Source organism: Pseudoalteromonas sp. T1lg22, assembly GCF_002964645.1.
Lineage (GTDB): Bacteria > Pseudomonadota > Gammaproteobacteria > Enterobacterales > Alteromonadaceae > Pseudoalteromonas.
In genome coordinates, this window is sequence record NZ_PQBY01000006.1 from 226,332 (window position 1) to 251,057 (window position 24,726).

Consider the following 24,726-nt stretch of genomic DNA (forward strand, 5'->3'; position numbering starts at 1 on the left):
CTCTGCCGCCATGATCTTGAAAGACTAAAGGCGGCAGATTCTAACGTATTTATGGAACAAATGCTCTAGGGGATTACCCTTGGCCTTCATTTTGTTCCGTATCTGGCTGATGCTCGGGTAACAACAGATTAAGCACTATGCCAAAGATGGCACAGAGGCTTACCCCTTGCAGGGCAAATTCGTTGCCGCCGATCTGCATGCCGCCGATACCAAACACCAAGATCAAGGCGATGATCACCAGGTTGCGCGGTGCGCTCACATCCAAATCCGCCTTCATCAGGGTTTTTAAACCTACCACGGCAATGGAGCCGAACAGCAAGATCATAATGCCGCCCATTACGGGCACGGGAATGGTCTGTAAACCGGCGCCCATCTTGCCGATAAAAGCCAATACCACGGCGATTATGGCGGTCCAGGTCATCACCCTTGGATTAAAGTTTTTCGTCAGCATCACAGCACCTGTCACTTCCGAATAAGTGGTATTCGGTGGTCCACCAACACTGGCTGCCAAGGTGGTGGCTACGCCATCACCCATTAAGGTGCGATGTAAACCAGGCTTTTTCAAAAAGTCCTTACCGGTGACATTGCTGATCGCCATCATGTCCCCAATATGCTCAATGGCCGGCGCCACGGCGACCGGGATCATAAAAGCAATAGCCTGCCACTTGAATTCCGGTGCACTAAACGCAGGTGCTGCAAGCCAGCTGGCTTGTTGTACCGCGCTAAAGTCGACCACGCCAAATGCCAGGGCACACAGATACCCGGTCAAAACCCCAGCCAAAATAGGCACCAAACGCCAAATACCACCGCCGAATACGGAAACGACCAAGGTAGCAACGAGCGCCGACATGGAGATCCACACCGCATCATGGTAGGCAACCAGCTGTGCCGTGCCATCGCCGCTTTTACCCATGGCCATATTTACCGCCACCGGCGCCAAGGCCAGACCTATCACCATGATCACAGGGCCCACCACCACAGGCGGCAACACCTTATGCAGCATATCCGTGCCTTTTAAGCGCACCATCAAGGCCAACAGCATATAAGCGCCACCGGCGGCCATCAGCGCGCCCATGGTAGCCGCACTGCCATAGAGCTGATTACAGGCAATAATAGGAGCGATAAAAGCAAAGGATGAAGCCAGGAACACAGGCACCTGGCCACGGGTGATCCATTGAAATGCCAAGGTGCCAAGGCCAGCGGTAAAGAGCGCAACATTGGCATCCAGCCCTGTTAACAAGGGCACTAAAACCAGGGCTCCAAAGGCGACAAACAGCATTTGCGCGCCGGTGAGTATAGTTTTAGGAGATAGAAATGCACTCATTAAACGGTACCGAAGATCTTATCGCCGGCATCGCCCAATCCTGGCACTATGTATCCTTTTTCATTTAGGTGGCTATCCAGTGACGCGGTGTAAATATCCACATCTGGATGCGCTGCCAAGGTTTTGTCTATGCCTTCCGGCGCGGCCACCAATACGATCACCTTGATCTGGGTACAACCTGCTTTTTTTAGCATATCCAGGGTCGCTATCATAGAACCACCGGTGGCCAGCATAGGATCGATAACCAGGCTTAAACGCTCATCAATATTACCTACCAGCTTTTCAAAGTAAGGAACTGGCTCCAGCGTTTCTTCGTTACGCTCAAGGCCAACAACGCTGACCTTGGCGCCCGGGATCAAGTGCATAACACCGTCAAGCATCCCTAGGCCGGCACGTAAAATTGGCACTACGGTAATCTTCTTCCCTTTAATACTTTTTACGGTTAGCTCATTTCCCTGCCAACCTGTGATTGTGGTATCCGCCAGCTCAAGTGCTTTCGTTGCTTCATAGGTAAGTAGCGTACCTACTTCCGAAGCCAGCTCGCGAAAGCTCTTGGTGCTGATGCCTTGCTGACGCATTAAACCAAGTTTGTGTTGTACTAAAGGGTGATCAATTACGTGAATTGCCATAGAAAGACCTAGTTGGAAAAATTTGCGCTATTTTAACCAGTATAGGGCCTGAACTGAATTAGATTTAAAATCAAAAACAAAAAAACCACGATAATAATCGTGGTTTTTGAGCTTTTTAGCGATTTTTACATCACTAACACGAAGGCAATGGGTGTTATAGACCTGCGTGTTCTTTTAGCACGGCGATAAGTGGCGAGTCACCATAGCCATTGCTTGTTGCCCAGTTAAGATCGGCACCATCTTCAAGTACGCTTTTAGGCAAGCTCTTGATAATGTATTCACCCGTATCTACTGCCTGACTGGCCACCGCATGACGCACCAGGTTATTGCCGCCACATTGCACGCGTTCACTGATATCGCGCAGCTTAACACGCGCACTGAGCAAGGTTTTACGCAGGCGATGTTTATCATTGGCGGCTATGTATTCACAGATGCTCACGGCGAGACTATCGTTGGCACTAACGGGCGCACTATAGAATAACGGAGTGGCCAATATAACCATTGCGATAGCCCCAGATAAAAGTTTAATTTGCTGCATTATTAACACTTTTCTATCACAAATAAGACAAATAGTTTACCAATCGAGACCTGTTTTAGCAAACGGCTCACTCTGCTTTACGCAGTGTGACAAACTCGTAATCGTGTGGATTCGCCTCATCCTTACCATGTTGCTCGCGGGCGATACAGCGCCAAGGGCCCACAGCTTCATAGTCCGGAAAGCAGGTGTCGCCGGCCACATCCAAATCAATAAAGGTTAAATACAGGGTATGGCACAGTGGTAAACATTGGCTGTAGATATTACCGCCGCCGATAATCATCACCTCTTCAACCCCTTCTACCAGGCTTAGCGCCTGTTCAACCGAAGTTGCCGTTTCGGCGCCGGCAAATTGATAGTCGCCATTGCGGCTGATCACTATATTTCGGCGTCCGGGCAGGGCTCGACCGATGGACTCCAGGGTTTTGCGGCCCATAATCACGGGTTTGCCTAGAGTCACTTGTTTAAAATGCTTTAAATCGGCGGGTAAATGCAGGGCATGTCATTGTCTTTGCCTATCACCCTATTATGGGCCATCGCCGCTATCATGGAGATTTTCACTGCTGATTCCTTTACTTCACTCATAAAAAAGGGCGCAAGCGCCCTTTAGGTAATCAATTAACGTTCGTAGATAACTTCGACATCATAGTCGTCGTCATCCCAATCGTCCCAATCATCATCGTCATTGTCGTTCACTTTATTTTTGGTTGCATGACGGTGATAAGTGTCCCACTTAAACTCGACTTCTTCTGTCTCTTGTTGCTGCTGCTCGAACTTATCTTTCGGCATAGACTCAAGCAACTGCATGATATCCTGACACAGCTCCTGCGTATTCAGTTTACTCGCGGCACTGATTTTATAGATATCCTGCTCAACACCCATCTCTTCGGCGATACGGGCGCAAGTTTCTTCAACTTCATCTTCCGGTAGCAGATCGATCTTATTGAAAACCAACCAACGTGGTTTATCGGCCAGTTTAGGGCTGTACTGATGCAGTTCATTAATAATGGCAAAGGCATTATCAACCGGATCAGAACCATCGATCGGCAGCACGTCGATAACATGTAACAACACACGACAACGCTCTAGGTGCTTTAAGAAGCGAATACCCAAGCCGGCACCATCGGATGCGCCTTCGATAAGACCCGGGATATCGGCAATTACAAATGATTGACCCGAAGCCGGACGCACCACACCCAGGTTTGGCACCAAGGTGGTAAACGGATAATCGGCAACCTTAGGTTTAGCCGCCGATACGCTGCGAATAAAGGTCGACTTACCGGCATTGGGTAGGCCTAACAAGCCCACATCGGCAAGCAGCATAAGCTCCAGCTTAAGGTTACGCACCTCTCCCGGTGTGCCTAAGGTCTTCTGACGAGGCGCACGGTTGGTACTGGACTTAAAGCGGGTATTACCTAAGCCGTGGAAACCGCCCTTAGCAACGATCAACTTCTGCCCATGCTTGGTTAGATCGCCCAGGGATTCTTCGGTATCAACGTCGGTTACTCGGGTACCAACTGGCACCTTTAAGATAAGATCTGTGCCCTTCTTACCGGTACAGTTACGGCTTTGGCCATTGGTACCGCGTTCGGCGCGATGGAAGCGCTCGAATTGGTAGTCGATCAGGGTATTGAGGTTCTCATCGGCCTCAAGGTAGACACTGCCGCCGTCACCGCCATCGCCGCCATCCGGGCCGCCATCGGGTACGTATTTTTCGCGGCGAAAGGAGACTACGCCACTGCCGCCGTCGCCAGCTTCTGCGCGGATTTCGACTTCATCAACAAATTTCATGATTTTTCACTTAGCGGATCTGCGATTGAATGTTTCTATTATATCAATTGCTTTTGATTAATGCTCATTAACAATAGGCTTAGATAAGAGAACCTGGCCTTATTTGCAATTGAAAACAAAAAACCCCGCAAGAGCGGGGTTTTTCAGTAAGTCTGTAAGCTGATTATTCAGCTACGATGCTCACGTATTTACGGCCTAGTGGACCTTTTTGTTCAAACTGAACTTTACCATTTGCAGTTGCAAATAGAGTGTGGTCTTTACCCATGCCTACGTTTGAACCAGCGTGGAACTTAGTACCACGTTGACGAACAATGATGTTACCCGCTAGTACAGATTCACCACCGAAACGCTTAACACCTAGGCGTTTGCTTTCTGAATCACGACCGTTACGAGTACTACCAGCTGCCTTCTTATGTGCCATCTTTCTGTACCTCTAAATTAAGCGCTAATGCCAGTGATTTTAACTTCAGTGAACCACTGACGGTGGCCCATCTGCTTACGAGAATGCTTACGACGTCTAAATTTAACAATCTTCACTTTCTCGCCACGACCGTGAGAAACAACCTCAGCTGTAACTTTACCACCGTTTACGAACGGGGTACCGATCTCGATTTTCTCACCATTAGCAACTAAAAGTACTGTGTCAAATTCAACTGCTGCACCAGTTTCAACGTCTAGCTTCTCTAGACGAATCGTTTGACCTTCAGTCACACGGTGCTGTTTACCACCACTTTGGAAAACCGCGTACATAATTAACTCCGTCTGTGCGCCCTCAAATCGACGCAACTAAATATTCTTCAATAGGGCGCGAAGTCTACGCTAAAACACCCTTCTTGACAAGCGTCTTTTTCAATAAATTATTTGAAAAAATGGCGCCGATGAGGACATGAAAAAAATTTTCCCTATTCTATCTTTTTTTACTCGCTTGCCAAGCGTATTAGGCAATTTTTAAGCAATTAATTTGCCTTTATTGATTTTTTTGCTACTGGGCCAAGAAAAACTTCCCTTTATGGGGAAAGTGTCGAGCTGAAGCTAAAATTAATGTACAATTCTCGGCGCATTTCCCCGGACAAACGATGTGGCACGGAGTTAAATGGATATAAAGGCTATCCAGACGCTTATCGCTGACGATATGAACAGCGTCAACCAGTTAATATATGCGCAGATGCAATCAGATGTTGCTCTGGTCAATCAACTTGGCCTCTATATAGTCAACAGCGGTGGCAAGCGAGTCAGACCTATGCTGGCTTTGTTGGCGGCACGCGCACTGGGCTATCAGGGTGATAAACACATCACCTTAGCAACCATAGTGGAGTTTATTCACACCGCAACCCTATTGCATGACGACGTGGTCGACGAATCGGCGCTACGCCGCGGCGAACCGACGGCCAATGCCGAGTTTGGCAATGCCGCCAGCGTCTTAGTGGGCGACTTTATCTACACCCGCTCATTCCAGTTGATGGTTGGCCTAGGTCAAATGCGGATCATGGATATCCTCGCCGATGCCACCAATGTCATCGCCGAAGGGGAAGTACTGCAGTTGATGAACTGCAACGATCCGGATACCACAGAAAAGAGCTATATGCAGGTGATCTACTCAAAAACAGCCAAGCTGTTCGAGGCTGCGACTCAGTTAGCCGCGGTGATCACAGAGCAAGACTCTCAGGTTGAAGAAGCCATGCGCCTGTATGGTATGCACCTGGGCACGGCTTTCCAATTAGTAGACGATGTGCTGGATTACAGCGCCGATGCCGAAACTCTAGGTAAAAACATAGGTGACGACCTTGCCGAAGGTAAGCCGACACTCCCGCTTATCTATGCCATGTCCAAAGCCGAGCCAGCTCAGGTTGAGCAAATTCGTACCGCCATAGAGCAAGGCAACGGTCTGGAGTACCTTGACGACATTCTTGCCACCCTGGCACAAACTCAGGCCCTGGAATTCACCATGGAGCGCGCCCAGCAAGAAGCGGATAAGGCCATTGCCGCACTCGAATTTTTACCCGCCAGCGCCTTTAAAGACGCCCTGGTGGCACTCGCTAATATCGCGGTTAAACGGGATCACTAAATATAAATAGCGGTGAACAGAACGCACAAAAAAGGCCAGCATTTGCTGGCCTTTTCCGTTACTGTGTTGAGCACATTATGCCATGGCATTTTGTAGCTTCTTCATCGCGCTTTTCTCAAGCTGACGAACACGCTCTGCAGAAACCTGATACTTTTCAGCCAGCTCTTGCAAAGTCGCCTTTTCATCCGCTAACCAACGCGACGACACTATATCTTGTGAACGCTCATCCAGAGTTTTCAACGCCGAGAAGAGTCGTGTATGTGACTGCTCTTGCCACTGCTCCTGCTCCACCGACTCGGCTAAATCTGAGCTGTTGTCGGTCAGGTACTGAACCGGCGAGTAGGTTTGGCCAACGCTGTTATCGTCTTCATCGTTGGTCAAGTCAAAGCCCATATCCTGGCCGCTCATACGCGACTCCATCTCACGGACTTCTTTTTCACTCACGCCCAGCTCATTAGCCACAGTGGTCACTTCTTCTTGGTTGAACCAACCAAGACGTTTTTTATTCTTACGCAGGTTAAAGAACAATTTGCGCTGTGCTTTAGTGGTAGCCACCTTAACGATACGCCAGTTCTTTAATACATATTCGTGAATTTCGGCCTTAATCCAATGCACAGCAAATGATACCAAGCGTACGCCAACCGTTGGGTCGAAGCGTTTTACCGCCTTCATCAGACCAATATTGCCTTCTTGAATCAGATCCGCCTGCGGCAAACCGTAGCCACTGTAACTTTTAGCAATATGAGCCACAAAACGCAGATGCGACATGATCAACTGCTTAGCAGCACTTAGGTCACCCTCATCCTGAAGCCTGGTTGCCAAACGGCGTTCTTCCTCGGCCTCGAGCATGGGAATGGTGCTAACAGCCTGCAAATATCCTTCGATGCTCGCGCTTTGTTGGCTTACCGGTAATGCAAGTGCATTTAAATTTGTGCTCATTATTCACCTCGGATGATAAATCTTCATCTAAATTTAGCACTCTTTTAGCGAGAGTGCTAAAGCATTGTAACCTTTGACTGCGCGCTTATCAAGAAGTTCTCAAAGATCATAAATCACAAGATAACACATTGTTTTTATTGATAAAAACCGATAATTTAGCGACTTTGAAATATGACAATTTGATAACAGCTTAAGTTCTAACGAGAAAAATCTAGCGTGCTGGCAGTGAACATTGAGTGAACTTTAGCAGTCGTTAGCCGGCTTAACAACCATGGCTAACGACTACAGGAGTGATTAAACCTTATCCGGTTCGATTTCTTTAATATAGCGGCGTACCGACAGGTAAGAGCCGCTAAAGCCAAGGACCACGGCCAGGCCAATAAGGGTAATAAACTCATCGGCGCTGAGTCCTTGCAATATAAAGCTGGATTGATAGATGCCGGTCACCTGCGCCACCGCCGACTCCAACCACCACATCATTAACAGGTTACATATCAGCGCCACAAAACCACCTATGACCCCATACCAGATACCGGTCCATAAAAAGGGTGCCTGGATAAAGCCATTCGTTGCACCGACCAGCTTCATTACCTGAATTTCGCTGCGTTTATCCATAATAGACAGGCGAATGGTGTTGCCTATGATCAAGATCACCGAGGTCAGCAATAACATGGCTATGGTGATCACGCTTTCCTTGAGCAGATTTAAAATGGAATTGAGTCTTTCCAACCACTCTATGTCCAGCTTACCAAAGTCGACCTCGCGCTCCTGTTGCAACTTATTTAGCAGAGCTTTTGCCGCCTGCGGCTGGCGATGTCGTTCTGTGGGGGTAACCAGAACCACATCGGGAAGCGGATTGGCATCGAGATAATCCAGGGCATTGGCAAAACCCGATACCTGTTTAAACTCATCCAGAGCCTGGGTCTTGCTGATATAGCGTACTTCTTCCACTTCACTGAATAACGCCAGGCGCTTTACCAGGGTTTGCACCTGTTGCGCCGACATATCCTGCTTCACAAACAAGGATATTTCCGCGGCATTCTCAAAGCCACTGCTAACTTTTTGCACATTTTTTACCACCAGGTATAAGGTGGAGGGCAAGGTCAGACTTAGACCCAGCACCAAGATGGTCATCATGGATGCCGCCGGTGTCCGCCACATTTCACCCAGGCTCTGTACGCCTTGGCGAATAGTATTAAAGAGGCCAAAATACCAACGGGTAAAAAAGGAATGGCCCTTGCGCTGATACTCGGTTTTGCGACCTTTAAACAATAAACTCATAATGCCGCCTCCGGCGCTAAGGGATCGTTCAGCAGGCGACCGTTTTTCAGCGTGAGGCTGCGGTACTTCATGCGCGCGATAAGACCGAGATCATGGGTGGCTATCAGCACCGAGGTGCCATGCTTATTAAAGTCTTCAAAGAGTTTAAGGATTTCCATGGAGAGTTCCGGATCCAGGTTACCGGTCGGCTCATCGGCCAGCAAGATGGGCGGTGAATTCACTATTGCACGGGCAATACCCACTCGCTGCTGCTCACCACCTGATAAGGTCAGAGGGTTACAACGGGCCTTATCCCCTAACCCTACTTTTTCCAGTGCCGCCGACACCCGCTTTTCAATTTGTTTGCGATGCGCACCTTCAATCACCAATGGCAAGGCAACGTTATCAAACACTGAATATCTGTCTAATAAACGGTGATTCTGGAAAATAATGCCGATATCCCGGCGCACATAAGGGACTTGGCTTTGCTTAATGGCACCAAGATCAACGCCGTTAATGGCCACGCTGCCCACTGAGGGGCGCTCCATCAGGCTGATCAGCTTTAACAAGGTGCTTTTGCCGGCACCACTGTGACCGGTTAAAAAGGCAAGCTCTCCTTTCTTTATATGAAAGCTCACCTTCTCAAGGGCTAAGTGGCCGCCGGGATAGGTTTTACTCACATCTTGGAATTTTATCATTATTATTATGTCCCAATTTGTACTAGCAGCGATCGCTAGCTGTTATTGCTCACCGCTAAAGAGTGCCTCAATAAAGTCATTGCTGTTAAAGGTACGAAGGTCGTCAATGCCCTCGCCCACACCTATATAACGAATCGGTGTTTTAAACTGATCGGCAATGGCGAAGATCACCCCACCCTTGGCGGTGCCGTCAAGCTTGGTCAGCGTAATACCGGTTAGGCCCACCGCCTGGTCAAATAGCTTCACCTGACTGATAGCATTTTGGCCCGTACCCGCATCTATGGTCAACATCACTTCATGAGGTGCATCGGCATCGATTTTCTTCATTACACGAGCAATTTTTTCCAGCTCTTGCATCAGGTTGTCTTTATTCTGCAAGCGTCCGGCGGTATCGGCAATTAGCACATCAATATTACGTGCCTTAGCAGCCTGGAAGGCATCGAAGACCACAGAGGCACTGTCGGCTCCCGTGTGCTGGGCAATCACTGGAATTTCATTGCGCTCACCCCACACCTGCAACTGCTCAACGGCGGCGGCACGGAAGGTATCACCGGCGGCCAGCATCACGGATTTACCCTGCTGCTGATACTGTTTTGCCAGTTTGCCTATGGTGGTGGTTTTACCCACGCCATTGACACCCACCATAAGGATCACAAAGGGGCCGTCTTTCTTATCTAGATCTAGAGGTTGTTCGGCGCTGGCCAGCATATCGGCCATTTCCTGCTTCAATAATTCATACAGGGCGTCACCGTCTTTAAGCTGTTTACGGTCAGCGGCATCGGTCAGGTTATCAATCAGTTTAACCGTGGTATCCACACCCACATCCGCAGTAAGCAGCTGGGTTTCCAGCTCTTCAAACAGCTCGTCATCGATTTTTTTACCGGCGAATAAGGAGGCAAAGCCAGAGCCGATATTCGACTTGGTTTTTAATAGGCCTTTTTTCAGACGAGAGAAAAAGCCCGTCTTTTTCGGCTCTTCAGCCTCTTGCTCTGCGACTTCTTTTTCCGCTTGCTCTTTGGCAAGGCGTTCTTGTTCTTCTTGCTCTTTAGCTAGTTGGGCTTCCTCTGCTAAGCGGACTTCCTCTTCACGCTCTTGGGCTAAACGAGCCTCTTCTGCTAATCGTTCCTGCTCTGCTTGCTCTTGAGCCGCTTGCTCGGCAGCCAAACGCTCTTGCTCTTGAGCCGCCTGTTCGGCAGCCAGACGCTCCTGCTCTGCTTGCTCTTGAGCCGCTTGCTCGGCAGCCAAACGCTCCTGTTCTGCTTGCTCTTGAGCCGCCTGTTCGGCAGCCAGACGTTCTTGCTCTGCTTTTTCTTGAGCCGCTTGCTCGGCAGCCAGACGTTCTTGCTCTGCTTTTTCTTGAGCCGCTTGCTCGGCAGCTAGACGTACCTGCTCTGCTTGCTCGCGGGCCGCTTGCTCTGCAGCCAGACGTTCCTGCTCTGCTTTCTCTTGAGCCGCTTGTTCGGCAGCCAGACGCTCTTGCTCTGCTTGCTCGCGGGCCGCTTGCTCAGCAGCCAGGCGTTCCTGCTCTGCTTGCTCGCGGGCAGCTTGTTCGGCAGCCAGACGCTCTTGCTCTGCTTTTTCTTGAGCCGCCTGTTCGGCAGCCAGGCGTTCCTGCTCTGCTTGCTCGCGGGCAGCTTGTTCGGCAGCTAGACGCTCTTGCTCTGCTTTTTCTTGAGCAGCCTGTTCGGCAGCTAGACGCTCTTGCTCCGCTTGCTCAGCAGCCAGACGTTCCTGCTCGGCTAGCTGCTCGGCTAGCTGCTCGGCCTTTTCACGGGCTTCCTCGGCAAGCTTTTCGGCTTGCTCTTCGGCTAGACGCTGTTGCTCTAGCTCTTGTTCCTGTTGTTCTTGCTTATCTTTTTTGCCTAAACCGAACCAAGACAGAAACTTACTTTTTTTAGCCATAATCTGAAACCGTACACTCAATATTAAGGTGGGCCATGGGTCTGAAAACGCAGGTATTCTCCCGCCGATATCGACCGCCCAAACTCGGGCCGCTGTTGCTAGCGACAAATATTATTTATAATTGCGCGTTATATTATCATTTTCCCAGCATATGGAAAAAGCATAAGTGAGTAAAAGCATGATCGGCCGACGAAAAACGGTAAAAAACAGCCCTAAAAACCACTCTGGTGCCGGACAAATCCGCATTATTGGTGGTCAGCATAGAGGGCGAAAGCTACCGGTTCATGACGTTCTCGGCTTAAGACCAACAACGGATCGCCTCAAAGAAACCATTTTTAACTGGTTAATGATGGATGTACGTGATGCTAGTGTATTGGACTGCTTTGCCGGGGCCGGAAGCCTGAGCTTTGAAGCCCTGTCACGCTTTGCCAGCGATGCGACCTTGCTTGAACTCGACGCCAAAGCGGCAAAACAACTGGAAGAAAATGCGCAACTGCTGAAACTAACCAATACCGAGATAATACGCGGCGATGCCATGGCATTTTTACAGTGCCCAGCCAGCCGCCAGTTCGATCTTGTATTTGTCGACCCGCCCTTTCACTGCAATCTAAGCACCCCATGTTGCGCCGCCCTGGAACAACAAAATTGGCTAAGCGATCAGGCACTTATTTATGTCGAAGTGGAAAGTGATAATCAGGACTTTTGCGCTCCTGCCAACTGGCAGTTGCTAAAGGAAAAGCAGGCCGGACAGGTTTGGTGCCGACTGTATCAAAGAGTAAAGCAGGCCTAGCAAGGGCCAAGCCTGCAAAATAGTGTTATATCTCTACGCCAATATTGGTCTGGCCATCGGCAACGGCCAATTGGCGCAGCGCCTTGGCGCTGTCTTTATCGAGTCGCACCATGGCGGCAACAAAGTCGATTAACTCGCCTAGCACCTCGATTTCATATTCCATCAACGGATGCTGATTCACATCCTGCGCACTGTAAGGCTGCTCATCGAGTTCAAATTGATATTCGATAAGGCGGGCAACGGTTCCCTGCGCTATCTTACACACGCTCACATACTCGTGCTCGTCCTTACTTTGCAAGCCCTGCAACAAGGTCAGCAAGGCGGTAGCGGCATCTATGGCCGGGTATACGCCAAACACATCGAAATCATTTACCTCGGGCACATTTGGCTCTACCTTTTCAATCAGTTTTTCTATGCTGATCTTACTCTTAGGCAGCAGGATCTTTTCCCAGCATAAGGCCAGAGCATTGCGCAATACCTCGGGCTCACCAAACTCAAGGGCCTCACTAAAGAGCGTATAATTTGGCAACATGCGTTCTAACAAGGCCGCCGCTAGGGCCGCCTTTTGCACCGTATTCAACTCACGAATACGCTGAAAGTTATTAGGCTTCTTCATTTTTATCTTTCATACAGGACCAGCACAAATCGAAACTAGCGGGATTCCACTGCCGACAGAACTGGCACTGCCATTTCGCTGCTGATGTTTTTGATTGGCGGTATTCTAGCAAGATTTCTTGAGCTGCGGGCAGTTTTATATCGTATACCCAGACACTGACCGTGGTTTCGGTGAAGGGGATTTCACCTAGCGCCCCTTGCAGGGCCTCACCCTTGAGCTGACATTGGATGCCGGCATGCTCAAGCATGCCTTTAACTATGTTGGCCTCGACGCTGTGCTCAGCGTCAAAGGCCTTCACCCATTTAAAGCTCATTTAGCGTGAACCAGTGAGCGTAAGTCACTTAGGCGTCGCTTTGCAGTTGCTTCTGGGCGTAGTCAAACTTAAGTTTATATTCCATCATTTTTTCTTGCGCCTGCTCAAGCTCGTCTTTTAGCTCAAGATGCTCAGAGCGCAAGCTGTCGAACGCCTGACGCGCTTGCTTCGAGTCATTGTCGATACGTGAACGCAGGCTTTCATTGCGCTGTTGCTCATCGCGATGGCGCGAGCCCAGGTTTTCTACCTGAATTTTTAGCTGCTCAATTTCCTGGTTTTCCTGAGCACTGCGATCTTGCATCTGTTCGAGCTCAGCACTAATGGCGTTTCTCTCTTCATCAAGTGCCTGATTTTGCTCTTCAAGCTCGGCTAAGCGCTGCTGCAGTTCGGCATGCTGTTGCTGCCACTGCTCTTGCTCCTGTTTCAGTAAGCTGTGCTGTTGCTTAGCTTGCTCTTTGAGCGCTTGCTCATGTAGCTGCTCTTGCTCTTGCAGTTGCTGCTGTAAATCTTCGATGGCGGCTAGCTGCTCACTAAGGCTGGCAATTTCTTGCTGTGCTTGCTCATATTGCTGCTCAGATTCTTGCTGCTGCGCTTGGAACTCGGCCAGCTGCTGAGTCAGCTGCTCATTAGCCGCTCTTTGCTCAGCCAATTGCTCCTGTTCGGCATTAAGCTCATTGCGTAGCTCTTCGCCCAGGTTCTTTAAGCGCTGCACCATCACCTGCTGGTTTTCACCTTCTTCGGTTGATTCATTCAACTGCTCCGATAAATCCGAAAGCTGTTGGTTTTGACGGCTAACCAGTTGTTCGTAATGAGCAAGCTGTTCTGAAATGGCTTCGTTTTCTTTTTGCAATTCAATAAGCTGCTGTGCCGCTTCCTCACTGCCCTGTTGTTGCTCGGCCATTTCCTTGAGCTTTTCTTGCCAAGCGATATTGCTTTGGCGCTGGCTTTCTAACGCTTGTTTTAATGTTTGATTATCTTTTTCAAAAGCTGCTTTTTGCTCTCTTAAGGTGGCTACCGCGTTAAGTAACTCTTCACGCTCACCTTGAGAATTATAGTTATCGCTTTCGAGCTCGGTTAATTTATGCTTAAGCGCCGCCAGCTCATGTTGTTTTTGTTTTAGCTGCACATGCTCATCGGCATACTGAGCGTTTTCTTGTTGCGCTTCTAGTAATTGACGATTCTGCGTTGCATAACGCTCTTTTAAAGCAGCAAGCTCACCGCGTGCTTCTTCGAGTTGTTCGGCATCACCGGCATCGGTGTTATTACCCAGTTGCGCGGCAACCAAAGCTATACTCAGCTGTTGACTTAGTTGTGCGGCGAATTGGTGCAGTGGTTGATTGTCTGATGAGTCAGCCAGGGCGTTATTTAATTGCTCCGGCTCAACGTTAAATAAATCTGCACAGCGCAGTGTGAACTCCTGTGCCAATTTATCTGGCGCCTCTTTTTGTTGAGGCTTACCATTGTTGATAGCCATGTTTCCCCCTTAACTAGATGCAGGTATTGTTTTTATCACTTAAACCGAACATCTATTCGCATATATATGCTTGATTAAACTTGTCTAATGCCTTAGTTTCTAAGACCGACAGCAAAATTGTTAATATTAAGCCTGTTATTTGTAAAAAAGTCTAGCCTATAGTTAACATTCCACTATTATAAACTCCAATAATGGAAAAAAGATGACATTAACCACGCCAGCACTACTTTTTCCTGCTATTTCCCTACTACTTTTAGCTTACACAAACCGCTTTTTAGTGCTGGCTCAATTGATCCGTGAACTTAATGCTCGTGAGGGTGAAAACATCCGCCCTTTTGTGGTTCAGCAAATCGATAATTTAAAGAAGCGAATTCGCCTTATCCGTACCATGCAGGTGTGGGGTGTTGTTTCTTTTTTATTATGTACTTTGGCAATGTTTGCGCTATTTGTACAGGTTAATTTGGTCGGCACTATTTTATTTGGTATCAGTTTAGTAGCCTTGATGATTTCCCTGCTAACTTCCTTGTATGAAATACATATTTCCTGTGATGCCATTGCCATTGAGCTCGAATCTATAGGACAAAAAAAATAATCCTTTATCATTAAAACCAGTCATTACTTTAGCCAGCAGAAAAGGCGTACAACATCAGGTAAATATAGGCCAAAACAGAGTATAAAATTATATTTTTAGGAGCGCTTATTCAGGTTTCTAATACAAGCGAAAAAACGACTTTTTAGCGGCCCCCCTATTTATTTGGGGTACAATGTACTAATATTGGATTCGGCTACAAAGCAAAGACCTAATATACTTACTTTAAGGGATTTAAAAGTGAGATTTGAACAATTAAAGCAGTTTTTAGCACTCGGCTCGTTACGCCATTTTCGTCAGGCCGCAGAACAAACCAACATCAGTACTTCAGCATTAACCCGCAGTATTCAAACACTCGAACAAGAAGTGGGCCATCAACTGGTTAAACGTTCTACCCGTTCGGTAATATTGACCGAGCAAGGGGAAGTGTTCCTGCATTTTTGCAGACGCACTTTGGACGAATACAGTCAAGTAATTCAACGCTTAGATCATAGCCAGGGCAAACGCGATAACCTCTTAGTGGTAGGTTACACCAACTCCGCCAGCACCATAGTGCCCGTTTCCTGCGGTCAATTTATGGCCAGGCATCCAGAGATCAAAATTGAGATGCAGCTGCAAGAAAGCGATGCGCTTTACTCCATGCTCAAGCGCGGCGAAATAGATATTTATGTCAGCGAAGAAGATCAAGACAACAACACCATAGATCTCCACCTGCCCGATCAACTGCTGCTCTTTGCCCGTCAGGATCACCCTCTGGCCAACCAGGAATGTATTACTCTGGACGACCTGGCTCCCTATCCATTGTTCGGTTGTTTTTCACAGAGCCTGCATGTGCAAAGCATGATAGCCGAAGCGGCACAGCTGCTGAACAAGGGCGATGATATTCGTCTTGGTAGCCTGAGCGAAATCATTAGCTGCGTAAACAACAACCGCAACATAGCTATTGCCGCCATTGAGCATGCAAAGACCCTAAGCGCTCACCCAGAACTGATACAACTTCGCTCCAACAGCAACTCCACTGCGGCTCGCTTTGTGGTCAAAACCCAGCAGGCATCGCAGCCCCATAGCCATCTTGATGAGCTGCTGACAGTCATTACACAAACGGCCAATGCGCTGGGGTTAGAAGCTTAAAAGTAATACCGTTGATAAAGTTCTCACTGCTTTTCTTTTTCAGCGGTATACTTAGCCACCATTAATTACCCTGTCCCACATGTGAATACAGAATTGTTGTTTGAACGTGTCCTTGATGATGTCCATCAGCAAGGCTACGCCATTATTGAGCAAGCCCTGTGCCCAGATCTCACCGCACAACTTTACGCAACCGCACAAGCCCAGCTGTCAGCATTTTCTCCAGCCGCTATAGGCCGCCAGGACGAGCAGCAACTAAATTCTGAGGTGAGAAAGGACAAGACCTTGTGGTTTAGCGGCAGCTGCGCTGCAGAACGCGATTATTTGGCTGTCATGGAGGCGTTGCGTTTAACCGTAAACAGGCACTTCTATTTAGGTTTATTCGACTATGAATGTCACTTTGCCTATTACCAAGCTGGGGATTTCTATAAAAAACACTATGATGCTTTTAAGGGACGTTCAAACCGGGTGTTAACTACGGTTTTCTATCTGAATACCCCAGCTCAGGGCGGCGAGCTGGTGATTTATAAACCCCGCTCCAAGGAAATAGCGGAGCGAGTGGCTCCTAAAGCCGGCACCTTGGTAGTATTTGAAAGCGAACGCTTTATGCATGAGGTTTTGCCAGCGCAACAACCACGCTTTTCCATCGCTGGCTGGTTTAGGAAAAATAACTCCATTGCCGGGGTGATCGACCCGCCGCGCTAAGCAACAAATAGCACGAGATGCGCCCATCATAGGGCGCATGGCTAGTACAAACTCGCCACCAGGCCGATAAAGATGGCCATGCCCACATAATGATTATTTAAAAACGCTGCAAAGCAGGCATCGCGGTCACGTTGGCGACTTAAATACAGCTGACGCATTAACAGTAACGCCGCAACCAAAAGCCCAAGCCAATAAGGCCAAGTCAACTCGGCCGAGCTACCTATATACACAAGTATGGCCATAAACAGGGTATTAAGAAGCGCCACCATGGCTAAATCAAAGCGGCCAAAAAGAACCGCCGTGGACTTAATGCCAATTTTTACATCATCGTCCCTATCCACCATGGCGTACAGGGTATCGTAGGCAACTGTCCATACTAGATTGGCAATAAACAACAGCCAGGCCTGCATAGGCACGGTTTCCATCGTTGCCATATAGGCCATAGGAATCGCCCAGCTAAAGGCCGCGCCCAACACCACCTGAGGCAAATGGGTATAGCGCTTCATAAAGGGATAGCAGGCTGCCAGAGCCAAGGCTGCAAAAGACAGGACTAGGGTCTGCCAATTGAGCAATAAAACCAAGACAAAAGCCAGCAGGATAAGCAAGACGAATAAACTTAGCGCCTCACCAGCACTGACCTTGCCTGCGGCCAGTGGTCGAGCCTGCGTACGTGCTACGGCGCCGTCTACCTTGCGATCGGCAAAGTCATTGATCACACAGCCGGCGCTGCGCATCACAAACACTCCGGCGGAAAAAATCACTATCAGCTCAATGGCCGGCCAGGTCGCATCACCGGCTGCCAACCACAAAGCCCAGAGCGTTGGCCATAGCAACAACAAGGTGCCTATGGGTTTGTCGGTGCGCATAAGCTGCTTATAGTAAGGCCAGTGCGCCCACTGCAATGCTGCTAACTTCATAGGTAGGCATAAGCTCCAGGTAAAAATACCTCACACACCATAATCTGCTGCCCGGTTAGGTTAAAGCGGCTGCGACGCCCCCATAACGGCTGGTTTGGCAAATTAAAGGATTGGGTCAGCGCCAGAAGATCGGCATTAGCGCTAAAGTCAGCGACCTGTAATTGTTGACGGGACAATTGAGGGTCCTGAAAAATCACCTCACCCAAGGGCGTAGCGCCCAGATGAGTCAGATCCACACCCTGCTCTGCGTGCTCATAGCAGGGGATCCAGCTTTGGGCATACACCATAGGGCGATTATCACAAAACAAGATAACTTCACGCACACGCACCTGCTGGGTATCGCAGGTAAATATATCGCCTTGGTAAGCAGCAGCATCCACAAGACGCTCGCTCAGCACCTCAACGGCAAACTGCTCGGAAAATGATTTCAGCCGCCGGGTAAGTGAATTTGGCTCAACCAACCAGTCAAGCAATTGCGCCGATAAGGAGACGCGCTCAACATCTTGCCATTGCGCCTGCAGCGAAAGGGGATAAGTAGGCAAAGGACCACTCGAATAAATCAAAAAAACACCGCAGGATCATACCACCGCTGAGGCAAGGGCTAAAGAGATGTGTTTGCCTCTGTGCTGTTACATTTTGCTTGTCCGCAAAACTACGAGCACCTAAGGTAGCGCTAGAGGAGTTAATTATAGCGAGCGCGCCTTATGCATTTTACAATTAACAAGGTGTTTTAGCAGGATTAATTATTCACATTGGCGGGTACTAAGAGAGCCTAAAAAATGCTTAGAGTGCGTTAAGGTTCTGCTCCAACAAGTAAAAAAGCGACCTAGGTCGCTTTTTTACTATTACCACTGAATGCCATAAACACAGCTATCAGCATGCCGCTAAGCAGGCCTCCCAAGTGCGCCCAATTGGCCATGGGCATAAAGAAGGTATCGGTAAAACCAAAGGCCAGCCACAGCAATAAAAAGCCTATCATACCCTTGGTCATCATCGGCTTGGTCTTCGCCAACAAGGGGTAAATCCAGCAAAAGCCGACCTGGGCATACACCACACCGGAGAGGCCGCCAAAATTAGGCCCCACCATTAAATACTGCGCCCAGCTGCTCACCAAGGAGCCAAGAATAAACACACTTACCAGCGTCAGTTTTGAGGTTTGTCGCTCAATAGCGGGCCCCAAAGTCAGCCACCATAACACATTGAAAATAATGTGAAGCGCGGAAAAGTGGACGATAGAGGGCGTCAACCAGGACAAGGGCTGCACCGGGTTAAACTGCAGCAGCGGGAAAATCTCGGTAAACTGACCCAACAAAAATAAGGCATAGATGAGTATGCTAAGAATACTCACGCCTTTAACCAGCAGGCTTAACTGGTTAAAACGCTGTAGCAGGTTCAGCTTAGTGCCGCCATAAACCAGGCCCGAGTCGGTACGGCCACTTTGCCAGGCCGCATCCGCATAACGGGGATGCTCTGGCTGTGCCTGAAATTCTTGCCATAACGGCTGAACCTGATGGAAATGCTCTGGGGCAACGCCAATGATCACATGGCCCTGCTCGCCTTGTCGTAGTGCACCCACAAAGCCCTTAGTGCCGATATAATCGACAAAGCCTTGTGCCGCGCGCACATTATTGGTGCTGCCTAGTTCAATCATTTTTCAACCAGTTCCGGGAATTGAGTAGCCCAGGCCGAGAAACCGCCGTCCATAGTGTATACATCATCAAAGCCCTGCTCGGCCAGATAACCAGCCGCACCTTGTGAGCTAATACCGTGATAGCAAACAACAATAATGGGCTGGTCATACTCTTTGTGGAGCATAAACTCCCCAATATTACTATTGCTTAGGTGTTCGGCCTTAGGAATATGTCCGGCCGCGAACGAGTTAGGATCGCGAATATCCGCAATCACCACATTTTCATCATTTAACAGGGCTTGGGTCTGCGCCACTGAAATATGTTTATACGCCATAGTGCTATAAATACTCTTCTAAAACAAAAGGCGGCCTAAGCCGCCTTATTTCTGTGCATTATGCCCAGTCTAGGATGACTTTACCAGACTGGCCGCCAAGCATGGTATCAAAGCCTTCCTGGAAGTCATCGATACTAAACTCATGGGTGATAATGGGTGAGATATCCAGACCCGATTGGATCAGGCTGGCCATCTTGTACCAGGTTTCGAACATTTCTCGACCGTAAATACCCTTGATGATCAAGCCCTTGAAAATAACCTGGTTCCAATCAACGGCCATATCCGAAGGTGGAATACCCAGCATGGCAATTTTACCGCCATGGTTCATGTTATTAAGCATGGAGTTGAATGCCACAGGCACACCCGACATTTCCAGGCCCACGTCGAAGCCTTCGGTCATGCCCAGCTCTTTCATCACGTCTTCAAGCTTTTCCTGGCTTACGTTAACTGTGCGGGTAGCACCCATTTTTTTAGCCAGATCAAGACGATATTCATTGATATCGGTAATAACTACATTGCGGGCACCCACGTGCTTAGCAACCGCAGCGGCCATAATACCGATAGGGCCAGCACCTGTGATCAGCACGTCTTCACCAACCAGGTCGAATGACAGCGCCGTGTGCACCGCATTACCGAACGGGTCGAAGATAGACGCCAGCTCATCTGAGATATTGTCTGGAATTTTAAACGCATTGAATGCAGGAATAACCAGATATTCAGCGAAGCTGCCTTCACGGTTTACGCCCACACCTATAGTGTTGCGGCACAGGTGTACACGACCGGCGCGACAGTTACGGCAGTGGCCACAGGTAATATGGCCTTCACCAGATACACGGTCGCCAATATTGAAACCGCGTACTTCCTGGCCCATGTCCACTACTTCGCCCACATATTCATGGCCCACAACCATGGGAACAGGAATGGTATTTTGCGCCCACTCATCCCAGTTGTAGATATGAACATCGGTACCACAGATGGCGGTTTTACGAATTTTGATCAGTAGATCATTATGACCTACTTCCGGCTTAGGAGCATCCGTCATCCAGATGCCTTTTTCTGCCTTAAGTTTTGATAATGCTTTCATCAACGCGCTCCTTAAATAACGCCCAACTCTTTACCGATACGGGTAAAGGCCGCAATCGCTTTGTCCAGCTGCTCTTTGGTGTGAGCAGCGGAGATTTGCGTACGAATACGCGCCTGACCTTTAGGTACCACAGGGAAAGAGAAGCCAGTGACATAAATGCCTTCGGCCAATAGTTTATCCGCCATGGCGCCGGCTAGCTTGGCATCGCCCAGCATCACAGGAATAATGGCGTGGTCTTTACCGGCACAGGTAAAGCCGGCGGCTTCCATTTGCTCACGGAAGTAAGCGGCGTTTGACCACAAGGTATCGCGCAGCTCTTTGCCGTCGGCCAGCATGTCTAATACCTTGATTGACGCGGTCACAATTGACGGAGCCAAAGAGTTTGAGAACAAGTATGGACGCGAACGCTGACGCAACCACTCAACAATTTCTTTCTTACCCGAAGTATAGCCGCCCGAAGCGCCGCCCAGGGCCTTACCCAGGGTACCCGTGATAATATCAACACGGTCCATTACGCCACAGTATTCCGGCGTACCACGGCCATTTTCACCCACAAAACCAACGGCGTGTGAGTCATCCACCATCACCAGGGCATCGTATTTGTCGGCCAGGTCACAAACGGCTTTAAGATTACAGATCACGCCGTCCATTGAGAACACGCCATCGGTGGCGATCAGCTTGGTTTTGGCACCCGCTTCGTCGGCAGCGATCAATTGTTGCTCGAGATCCGCCATATCGTTATTGGCATAACGGAAACGCTTGGCTTTACACAGACGCACACCGTCGATGATAGAAGCGTGGTTTAATGAATCCGAGATAATAGCGTCGTCGGCACCAAGAATGGTTTCGAATAGGCCGGCATTGGCGTCAAAACACGAAGAGTACAAAATCGTGTCTTCGGTTTGTAAAAACTCGCTGATTTTCGCTTCAAGAGTTTTATGAATGTCCTGCGTACCACAGATAAAGCGCACAGAAGCCACACCAAAGCCGTGATCGCTTAAACCTTGCTGCGCAGCCTTAATTAGTTCTGGGTGGTTAGCTAAACCCAAGTAGTTGTTGGCACAGAAGTTAATAACCTTGTCGCCACTGGCTACTTGAATTTCGGCTTGCTGTTGTGAGGTGATAATACGCTCACTTTTGTACAGACCATCGGCTTTCACTTGCTCAATTTGTGCTTGCAGCTGGCTATAAAACGCAGAAGCTCTCATAAATTTCTCCAATACTTGAACCGACTCCCTTGGCTAGGTCGGTTCAGCGGTTAATAAATATTTGCGGGTATTGTAAAAGGTTCGCGGCACAATTGCATCGTTTGTCGTTCATCGAATGCAGATAAAGATGCACCCCGTGAGCATAGGCGAGCAAGACCGAAGCAATGCTTCGCAGCTTAGCAAGGTGAGCGCATGGATGCGCGATGTAACCAAGCTTCATGGATGAATTTAACCACATAACTCAGTAATGATATTCATCAGAATGCTTTTAGATTGAACATAAACTAAACCGCAAAGATAAACAGACCCTAGCTACACTTGCATCTTTTTTAGCTTGCGCTTAAGCCTTCACCAGGGCAGGTACTTCGGCAAGGGAATCACAGACCAGGTCGGCATCAGCCAACGCCTGATCGGCAAAATCCTGACCGCTGCGCACCAGTATCTTAGTGCCTATGCCGCAGCTTTTGGCCGCCAGCATATCACCATGTTTATCACCAACCATGATGCATTGGCTTGGGTCTAAATCAAACGCTTCTATGCCCTGTTGCAACATGCCGGGCTCGGGTTTACGACAGTCGCAGTCAACGCCATACTCACCCTGACCTTTAGTGGGGTGATGGGGGCAATAATAAATGGCATCCAGCTGTACGCCGTGCGCGGCGAATTGCGCCGTCATCCACTCGCTTAGCTCGGCAAATTGTGCCTCGCTGTAATAACCCCGACCAATGCCCGACTGATTGGTGACCACGATTAAACGATAGCCCATATTCTGAAATGCGAGACAGGCGCCAAACACGCCATCGATAAATTCAAAGTCTTCGGCCTTATGGACATAGGCATGATCGACATTGATCACCCCATCCCTATCTAAAAATACCGCTTTATTACTCATAGTCGGTGCTCTCGTACTAACTTATCGAACATGGCAATCACATCATCCACGGCAATGCGGTCCATCAGCTCACCCTTGGCGCGTACGCCCCAGGGCAGCTCACTGGCCGGCTTACCGTATTGCTCTTGCACCGCCTGGTTGTACACCTCAACCACATAATCCTGATACAAATAGGGTCCGGTGCGTTTGGGGTTGGAATGGGCATACAGACCTATCACCGGCGTGCCCTGAGTCACGGCCATATGTGCCGGGCCGGTATCCGGCGCCAACACCAGGGTCGCCAAACCCAACACACAGGTTAATTCTTTTAGGCTGGTTTTACCCACCAGGTTGAGCACCGGCTGCTGACAATGGGCAATGATCTGCTCGGCAAGCTGCTGCTCCATGGCCGTGGGCCCGCCGCTAATGGCGACACGGAATCCCTGTGCCATAGCATGCTCGGCCACCGCGGCATAACGCTCCGGCAACCAGTTGCGCTCGGCCTTACTCGCTGCTGGGCTTATCACCAGCAGGGGTTCACCATCGTCGCCCACCAGCTTCATGGCGTTTTGCTTGTCGGTGTCGCTGAGCGGCATTTGCCAATGAGGGGTAAAGTCGGTGACGCCCAGTTGCTCGGCAAACTGCATAAAGCCTTCTAATACATGGGGCTGCTCTTTGGCGGCAATACGACGGTTGATAAACCAGCTATGCAATTCTTTTGAGCGCGCCTTATCGAAGCCGATTTTGACCTTGGCGCGAATACAGCGGCTCGCCAATCCGGCGCGAAAGGCCACCTGCATATTTAGCAACACATCGAATTCTCGCCCGTTAAGCTGCTCCCGCAGGGTTTTAAAGGCTTGGCGCCCCTGTTTTTTATCGAACACCACAAATTCAACGCCGGGCAACCCATCGAGCAACATAGCCTCGACCTTACCTATCACCCAGGTGATTTTGGCTTCGGGATGCACCCGTTGAATGGCTTGTACGGCGGCCACCGCGTGACAAACATCACCGATGGCAGATAAACGAAGAATACAGATAGATTGCACGGAATTGAGTTGCAAAACGAGCGTCCTAAAGCAAAAGTCTGAGCAAATGTTAAAGCAACGCCAGCGCATTGCAAGTTCAATAGTGAGTTTATCGTTGCGGCAAAAAAAGCTACACTGGCAAGCACCTGCAGCCAATGTGTTTATTATGCAACTGACTCCCCTAGCCCCGAACAAAACCCTGTTTACCGCAAATGCCAATGTTGGCGAGATCACCGAACTATGGTTTTCTCCTGAACACTGGTTGGCCGAGGATAAGGTGTACGCACAAAAAACCGGACGTGCCACCGCCTACTTTTTTGCCGAGGGCGATTTACGCGCCGTGCTCCGCCATTATTGGCGCGGTGGTCTGATAGGCAAGGTTTTGCAGGATCAGTACCTCTATACCGGCATAAAGAACACCCGGGTGTACCGCGAATTTGACCTGATGTGCGACCTGTATCAGCAGGGCCTGCCCGTGGTTGAGCCCATTGCCGCCCTGGTTAAGCGCTCCGGTCTGATTTACCGCGGCGACATCATTACCCGCGCCTTAGAAGGGGCACAAAGTCTGTGTGAGCGCCTGCAGGCCGGCTCCTTAAACGAGCACACCTTAGAGCGCACAGGCCAAACCTTGGCTCGCTTCCATAACGCCGGGGTCTATCACGCCGATTTGAATATCAATAATATTCTCTTTGATGGCGAAGATAATGTGTATGTCATTGATTTTGATAGGGGGGAGGTACGCCAGCCAGATGAACCATGGCAGCAGCAGAATATGGCCAGATTAGCGCGCAGTTTTGCCAAGGAAGCCGGTCGACAAAGCACCTTTCACTGGCAGGAAAAAGACTGGCTGTGTTTAATGGCTGCCTATCAGCAAGCACTTACCTACTGATAGGGC

General features: G+C 49.3%; 27 protein-coding genes and 1 pseudogene. 6 read left to right on the forward strand and 22 right to left on the reverse strand.

Features of this window, described 5'->3' with window-relative positions; translation table 11 throughout:
* Window positions 1-73: 73 nt before the first annotated feature.
* The 7 genes and pseudogenes from C2M24_RS03245 to rplU form a co-directional block, all read right to left on the reverse strand.
* Window positions 74-1,324, reverse strand: coding sequence for a uracil-xanthine permease family protein (locus C2M24_RS03245; protein ID WP_105213300.1), 1,251 nt, complete (start codon window positions 1,322-1,324; stop codon window positions 74-76).
* Window positions 1,324-1,953 carry a uracil phosphoribosyltransferase gene (gene upp, locus C2M24_RS03250; RefSeq protein WP_105213301.1) on the reverse strand — a complete coding sequence of 210 codons (630 nt, stop codon included), beginning with the start codon at window positions 1,951-1,953 and terminating at the stop codon, window positions 1,324-1,326. Before upp ends, C2M24_RS03245 begins: the two co-directional genes overlap by 1 nt.
* A 154-nt stretch (window positions 1,954-2,107) precedes the next feature.
* On the reverse strand, window positions 2,108-2,455 hold the full coding sequence (locus tag C2M24_RS03255; protein ID WP_105213503.1) for a DUF3718 domain-containing protein: 348 nt from the start codon (window positions 2,453-2,455) through the stop codon (window positions 2,108-2,110).
* Between the two features lie 103 nt (window positions 2,456-2,558).
* Window positions 2,559-3,049, reverse strand: a pseudogene (gene folA / locus C2M24_RS03260) (type 3 dihydrofolate reductase).
* A 57-nt stretch (window positions 3,050-3,106) separates the two neighbouring features.
* On the reverse strand, window positions 3,107-4,279 hold the full coding sequence (cgtA, locus tag C2M24_RS03265) for an Obg family GTPase CgtA (RefSeq protein WP_105199573.1): 1,173 nt from the start codon (window positions 4,277-4,279) through the stop codon (window positions 3,107-3,109).
* Between the two features lie 163 nt (window positions 4,280-4,442).
* On the reverse strand, window positions 4,443-4,700 hold the full coding sequence (gene rpmA / locus C2M24_RS03270) for a 50S ribosomal protein L27 (RefSeq protein WP_105199572.1): 258 nt from the start codon (window positions 4,698-4,700) through the stop codon (window positions 4,443-4,445).
* 17 nt (window positions 4,701-4,717) lie between these two features.
* Window positions 4,718-5,029 (reverse strand): 50S ribosomal protein L21, encoded by a 312-nt coding sequence (rplU, locus tag C2M24_RS03275; RefSeq protein WP_105199571.1) that lies wholly within the window; start codon window positions 5,027-5,029, stop codon window positions 4,718-4,720.
* A gap of 343 nt (window positions 5,030-5,372) precedes the next feature.
* Here rplU and ispB point away from each other — a divergent pair, with 343 nt between their 5' ends.
* The gene (gene ispB, locus C2M24_RS03280) at window positions 5,373-6,344 is read left to right on the forward strand and encodes an octaprenyl diphosphate synthase (RefSeq protein WP_105199570.1); all 972 of its coding nucleotides are present in this window, start codon (window positions 5,373-5,375) and stop codon (window positions 6,342-6,344) included.
* A gap of 75 nt (window positions 6,345-6,419) precedes the next feature.
* Here ispB and rpoH read toward each other — a convergent pair whose 3' ends face one another.
* From rpoH to ftsY, 4 genes are all read right to left on the reverse strand, one after another.
* A complete protein-coding gene (gene rpoH, locus C2M24_RS03285; RefSeq protein ID WP_105199569.1) occupies window positions 6,420-7,283 on the reverse strand; it encodes an RNA polymerase sigma factor RpoH in 864 nt (287 codons plus the stop codon).
* Window positions 7,284-7,577: 294 nt separating this feature from the next.
* Window positions 7,578-8,564 (reverse strand): permease-like cell division protein FtsX, encoded by a 987-nt coding sequence (gene ftsX, locus C2M24_RS03290; protein WP_105199568.1) that lies wholly within the window; start codon window positions 8,562-8,564, stop codon window positions 7,578-7,580.
* On the reverse strand, window positions 8,561-9,241 hold the full coding sequence (ftsE, locus tag C2M24_RS03295; RefSeq protein ID WP_105199567.1) for a cell division ATP-binding protein FtsE: 681 nt from the start codon (window positions 9,239-9,241) through the stop codon (window positions 8,561-8,563). The genes ftsX and ftsE overlap by 4 nt, the downstream gene beginning before the upstream one ends.
* Before the next feature lie 42 nt (window positions 9,242-9,283).
* Window positions 9,284-11,143, reverse strand: a complete 1,860-nt coding sequence (gene ftsY / locus C2M24_RS03300) for a signal recognition particle-docking protein FtsY (protein WP_105213302.1) — start codon at window positions 11,141-11,143, stop codon at window positions 9,284-9,286.
* Window positions 11,144-11,321: 178 nt separating this feature from the next.
* Here ftsY and rsmD point away from each other — a divergent pair, with 178 nt between their 5' ends.
* Window positions 11,322-11,933, forward strand: coding sequence for a 16S rRNA (guanine(966)-N(2))-methyltransferase RsmD (gene rsmD / locus C2M24_RS03305; RefSeq protein ID WP_105213303.1), 612 nt, complete (start codon window positions 11,322-11,324; stop codon window positions 11,931-11,933).
* Window positions 11,934-11,958: 25 nt separating this feature from the next.
* Here rsmD and C2M24_RS03310 read toward each other — a convergent pair whose 3' ends face one another.
* From C2M24_RS03310 to C2M24_RS03320, 3 genes are read right to left on the reverse strand one after another with little or no spacing between them, the layout of a single operon-like run.
* Window positions 11,959-12,549 (reverse strand): YjaG family protein, encoded by a 591-nt coding sequence (locus tag C2M24_RS03310; protein ID WP_105199564.1) that lies wholly within the window; start codon window positions 12,547-12,549, stop codon window positions 11,959-11,961.
* Complete coding sequence (locus C2M24_RS03315) at window positions 12,536-12,862, reverse strand: putative signal transducing protein (protein ID WP_105213304.1); 327 nt, start codon at window positions 12,860-12,862, stop codon at window positions 12,536-12,538. The genes C2M24_RS03310 and C2M24_RS03315 overlap by 14 nt, the downstream gene beginning before the upstream one ends.
* Before the next feature lie 28 nt (window positions 12,863-12,890).
* On the reverse strand, window positions 12,891-14,336 hold the full coding sequence (locus tag C2M24_RS03320) for a hypothetical protein (RefSeq protein ID WP_105213305.1): 1,446 nt from the start codon (window positions 14,334-14,336) through the stop codon (window positions 12,891-12,893).
* Window positions 14,337-14,538: 202 nt separating this feature from the next.
* Between C2M24_RS03320 and C2M24_RS03325 the strand changes: the two genes are divergently transcribed.
* The 3 genes from C2M24_RS03325 to C2M24_RS03335 all read left to right on the forward strand — a co-directional run bounded on the left by C2M24_RS03325 (window position 14,539) and on the right by C2M24_RS03335 (window position 16,758).
* Window positions 14,539-14,928, forward strand: a complete 390-nt coding sequence (locus C2M24_RS03325; RefSeq protein ID WP_105199561.1) for a DUF2721 domain-containing protein — start codon at window positions 14,539-14,541, stop codon at window positions 14,926-14,928.
* A 237-nt stretch (window positions 14,929-15,165) separates the two neighbouring features.
* Entirely contained in the window at window positions 15,166-16,056 is an 891-nt protein-coding gene (locus C2M24_RS03330; RefSeq protein WP_105213306.1) for a LysR family transcriptional regulator, read from the forward strand.
* A gap of 81 nt (window positions 16,057-16,137) precedes the next feature.
* Window positions 16,138-16,758 carry a 2OG-Fe(II) oxygenase gene (locus C2M24_RS03335; RefSeq protein WP_105213307.1) on the forward strand — a complete coding sequence of 207 codons (621 nt, stop codon included), beginning with the start codon at window positions 16,138-16,140 and terminating at the stop codon, window positions 16,756-16,758.
* A gap of 41 nt (window positions 16,759-16,799) precedes the next feature.
* On the opposite strand, the gene ubiA is transcribed toward C2M24_RS03335, so the two are convergent.
* From ubiA to C2M24_RS03375, 8 genes are all read right to left on the reverse strand, one after another.
* Window positions 16,800-17,675 carry a 4-hydroxybenzoate octaprenyltransferase gene (gene ubiA / locus C2M24_RS03340; RefSeq protein ID WP_105199558.1) on the reverse strand — a complete coding sequence of 292 codons (876 nt, stop codon included), beginning with the start codon at window positions 17,673-17,675 and terminating at the stop codon, window positions 16,800-16,802.
* Window positions 17,672-18,238, reverse strand: coding sequence for a chorismate--pyruvate lyase family protein (locus C2M24_RS03345; protein ID WP_105199557.1), 567 nt, complete (start codon window positions 18,236-18,238; stop codon window positions 17,672-17,674). Before C2M24_RS03345 ends, ubiA begins: the two co-directional genes overlap by 4 nt.
* Window positions 18,239-18,501: 263 nt before the next feature.
* On the reverse strand, window positions 18,502-19,326 hold the full coding sequence (gene glpG / locus C2M24_RS03350; RefSeq protein ID WP_105199556.1) for a rhomboid family intramembrane serine protease GlpG: 825 nt from the start codon (window positions 19,324-19,326) through the stop codon (window positions 18,502-18,504).
* Entirely contained in the window at window positions 19,323-19,640 is a 318-nt protein-coding gene (glpE, locus tag C2M24_RS03355; RefSeq protein WP_105188307.1) for a thiosulfate sulfurtransferase GlpE, read from the reverse strand. The genes glpG and glpE overlap by 4 nt, the downstream gene beginning before the upstream one ends.
* 58 nt (window positions 19,641-19,698) lie before the next feature.
* Window positions 19,699-20,724 (reverse strand): L-threonine 3-dehydrogenase, encoded by a 1,026-nt coding sequence (tdh, locus tag C2M24_RS03360; RefSeq protein ID WP_105199555.1) that lies wholly within the window; start codon window positions 20,722-20,724, stop codon window positions 19,699-19,701.
* 11 nt (window positions 20,725-20,735) lie between these two features.
* Window positions 20,736-21,932, reverse strand: a complete 1,197-nt coding sequence (locus C2M24_RS03365) for a glycine C-acetyltransferase (RefSeq protein WP_105213308.1) — start codon at window positions 21,930-21,932, stop codon at window positions 20,736-20,738.
* 340 nt (window positions 21,933-22,272) lie between these two features.
* Window positions 22,273-22,824, reverse strand: coding sequence for a D-glycero-beta-D-manno-heptose 1,7-bisphosphate 7-phosphatase (gmhB, locus tag C2M24_RS03370; RefSeq protein WP_105213309.1), 552 nt, complete (start codon window positions 22,822-22,824; stop codon window positions 22,273-22,275).
* Window positions 22,821-23,921: a glycosyltransferase family 9 protein gene (locus tag C2M24_RS03375; RefSeq protein ID WP_105213310.1), complete on the reverse strand. Its 1,101-nt coding sequence runs from the start codon at window positions 23,919-23,921 to the stop codon at window positions 22,821-22,823. The genes gmhB and C2M24_RS03375 overlap by 4 nt, the downstream gene beginning before the upstream one ends.
* A 76-nt stretch (window positions 23,922-23,997) precedes the next feature.
* Here C2M24_RS03375 and C2M24_RS03380 point away from each other — a divergent pair, with 76 nt between their 5' ends.
* A complete protein-coding gene (locus C2M24_RS03380) occupies window positions 23,998-24,720 on the forward strand; it encodes a 3-deoxy-D-manno-octulosonic acid kinase (protein ID WP_105213504.1) in 723 nt (240 codons plus the stop codon).
* The last annotated feature ends 6 nt before the right edge of the window (window positions 24,721-24,726 follow it).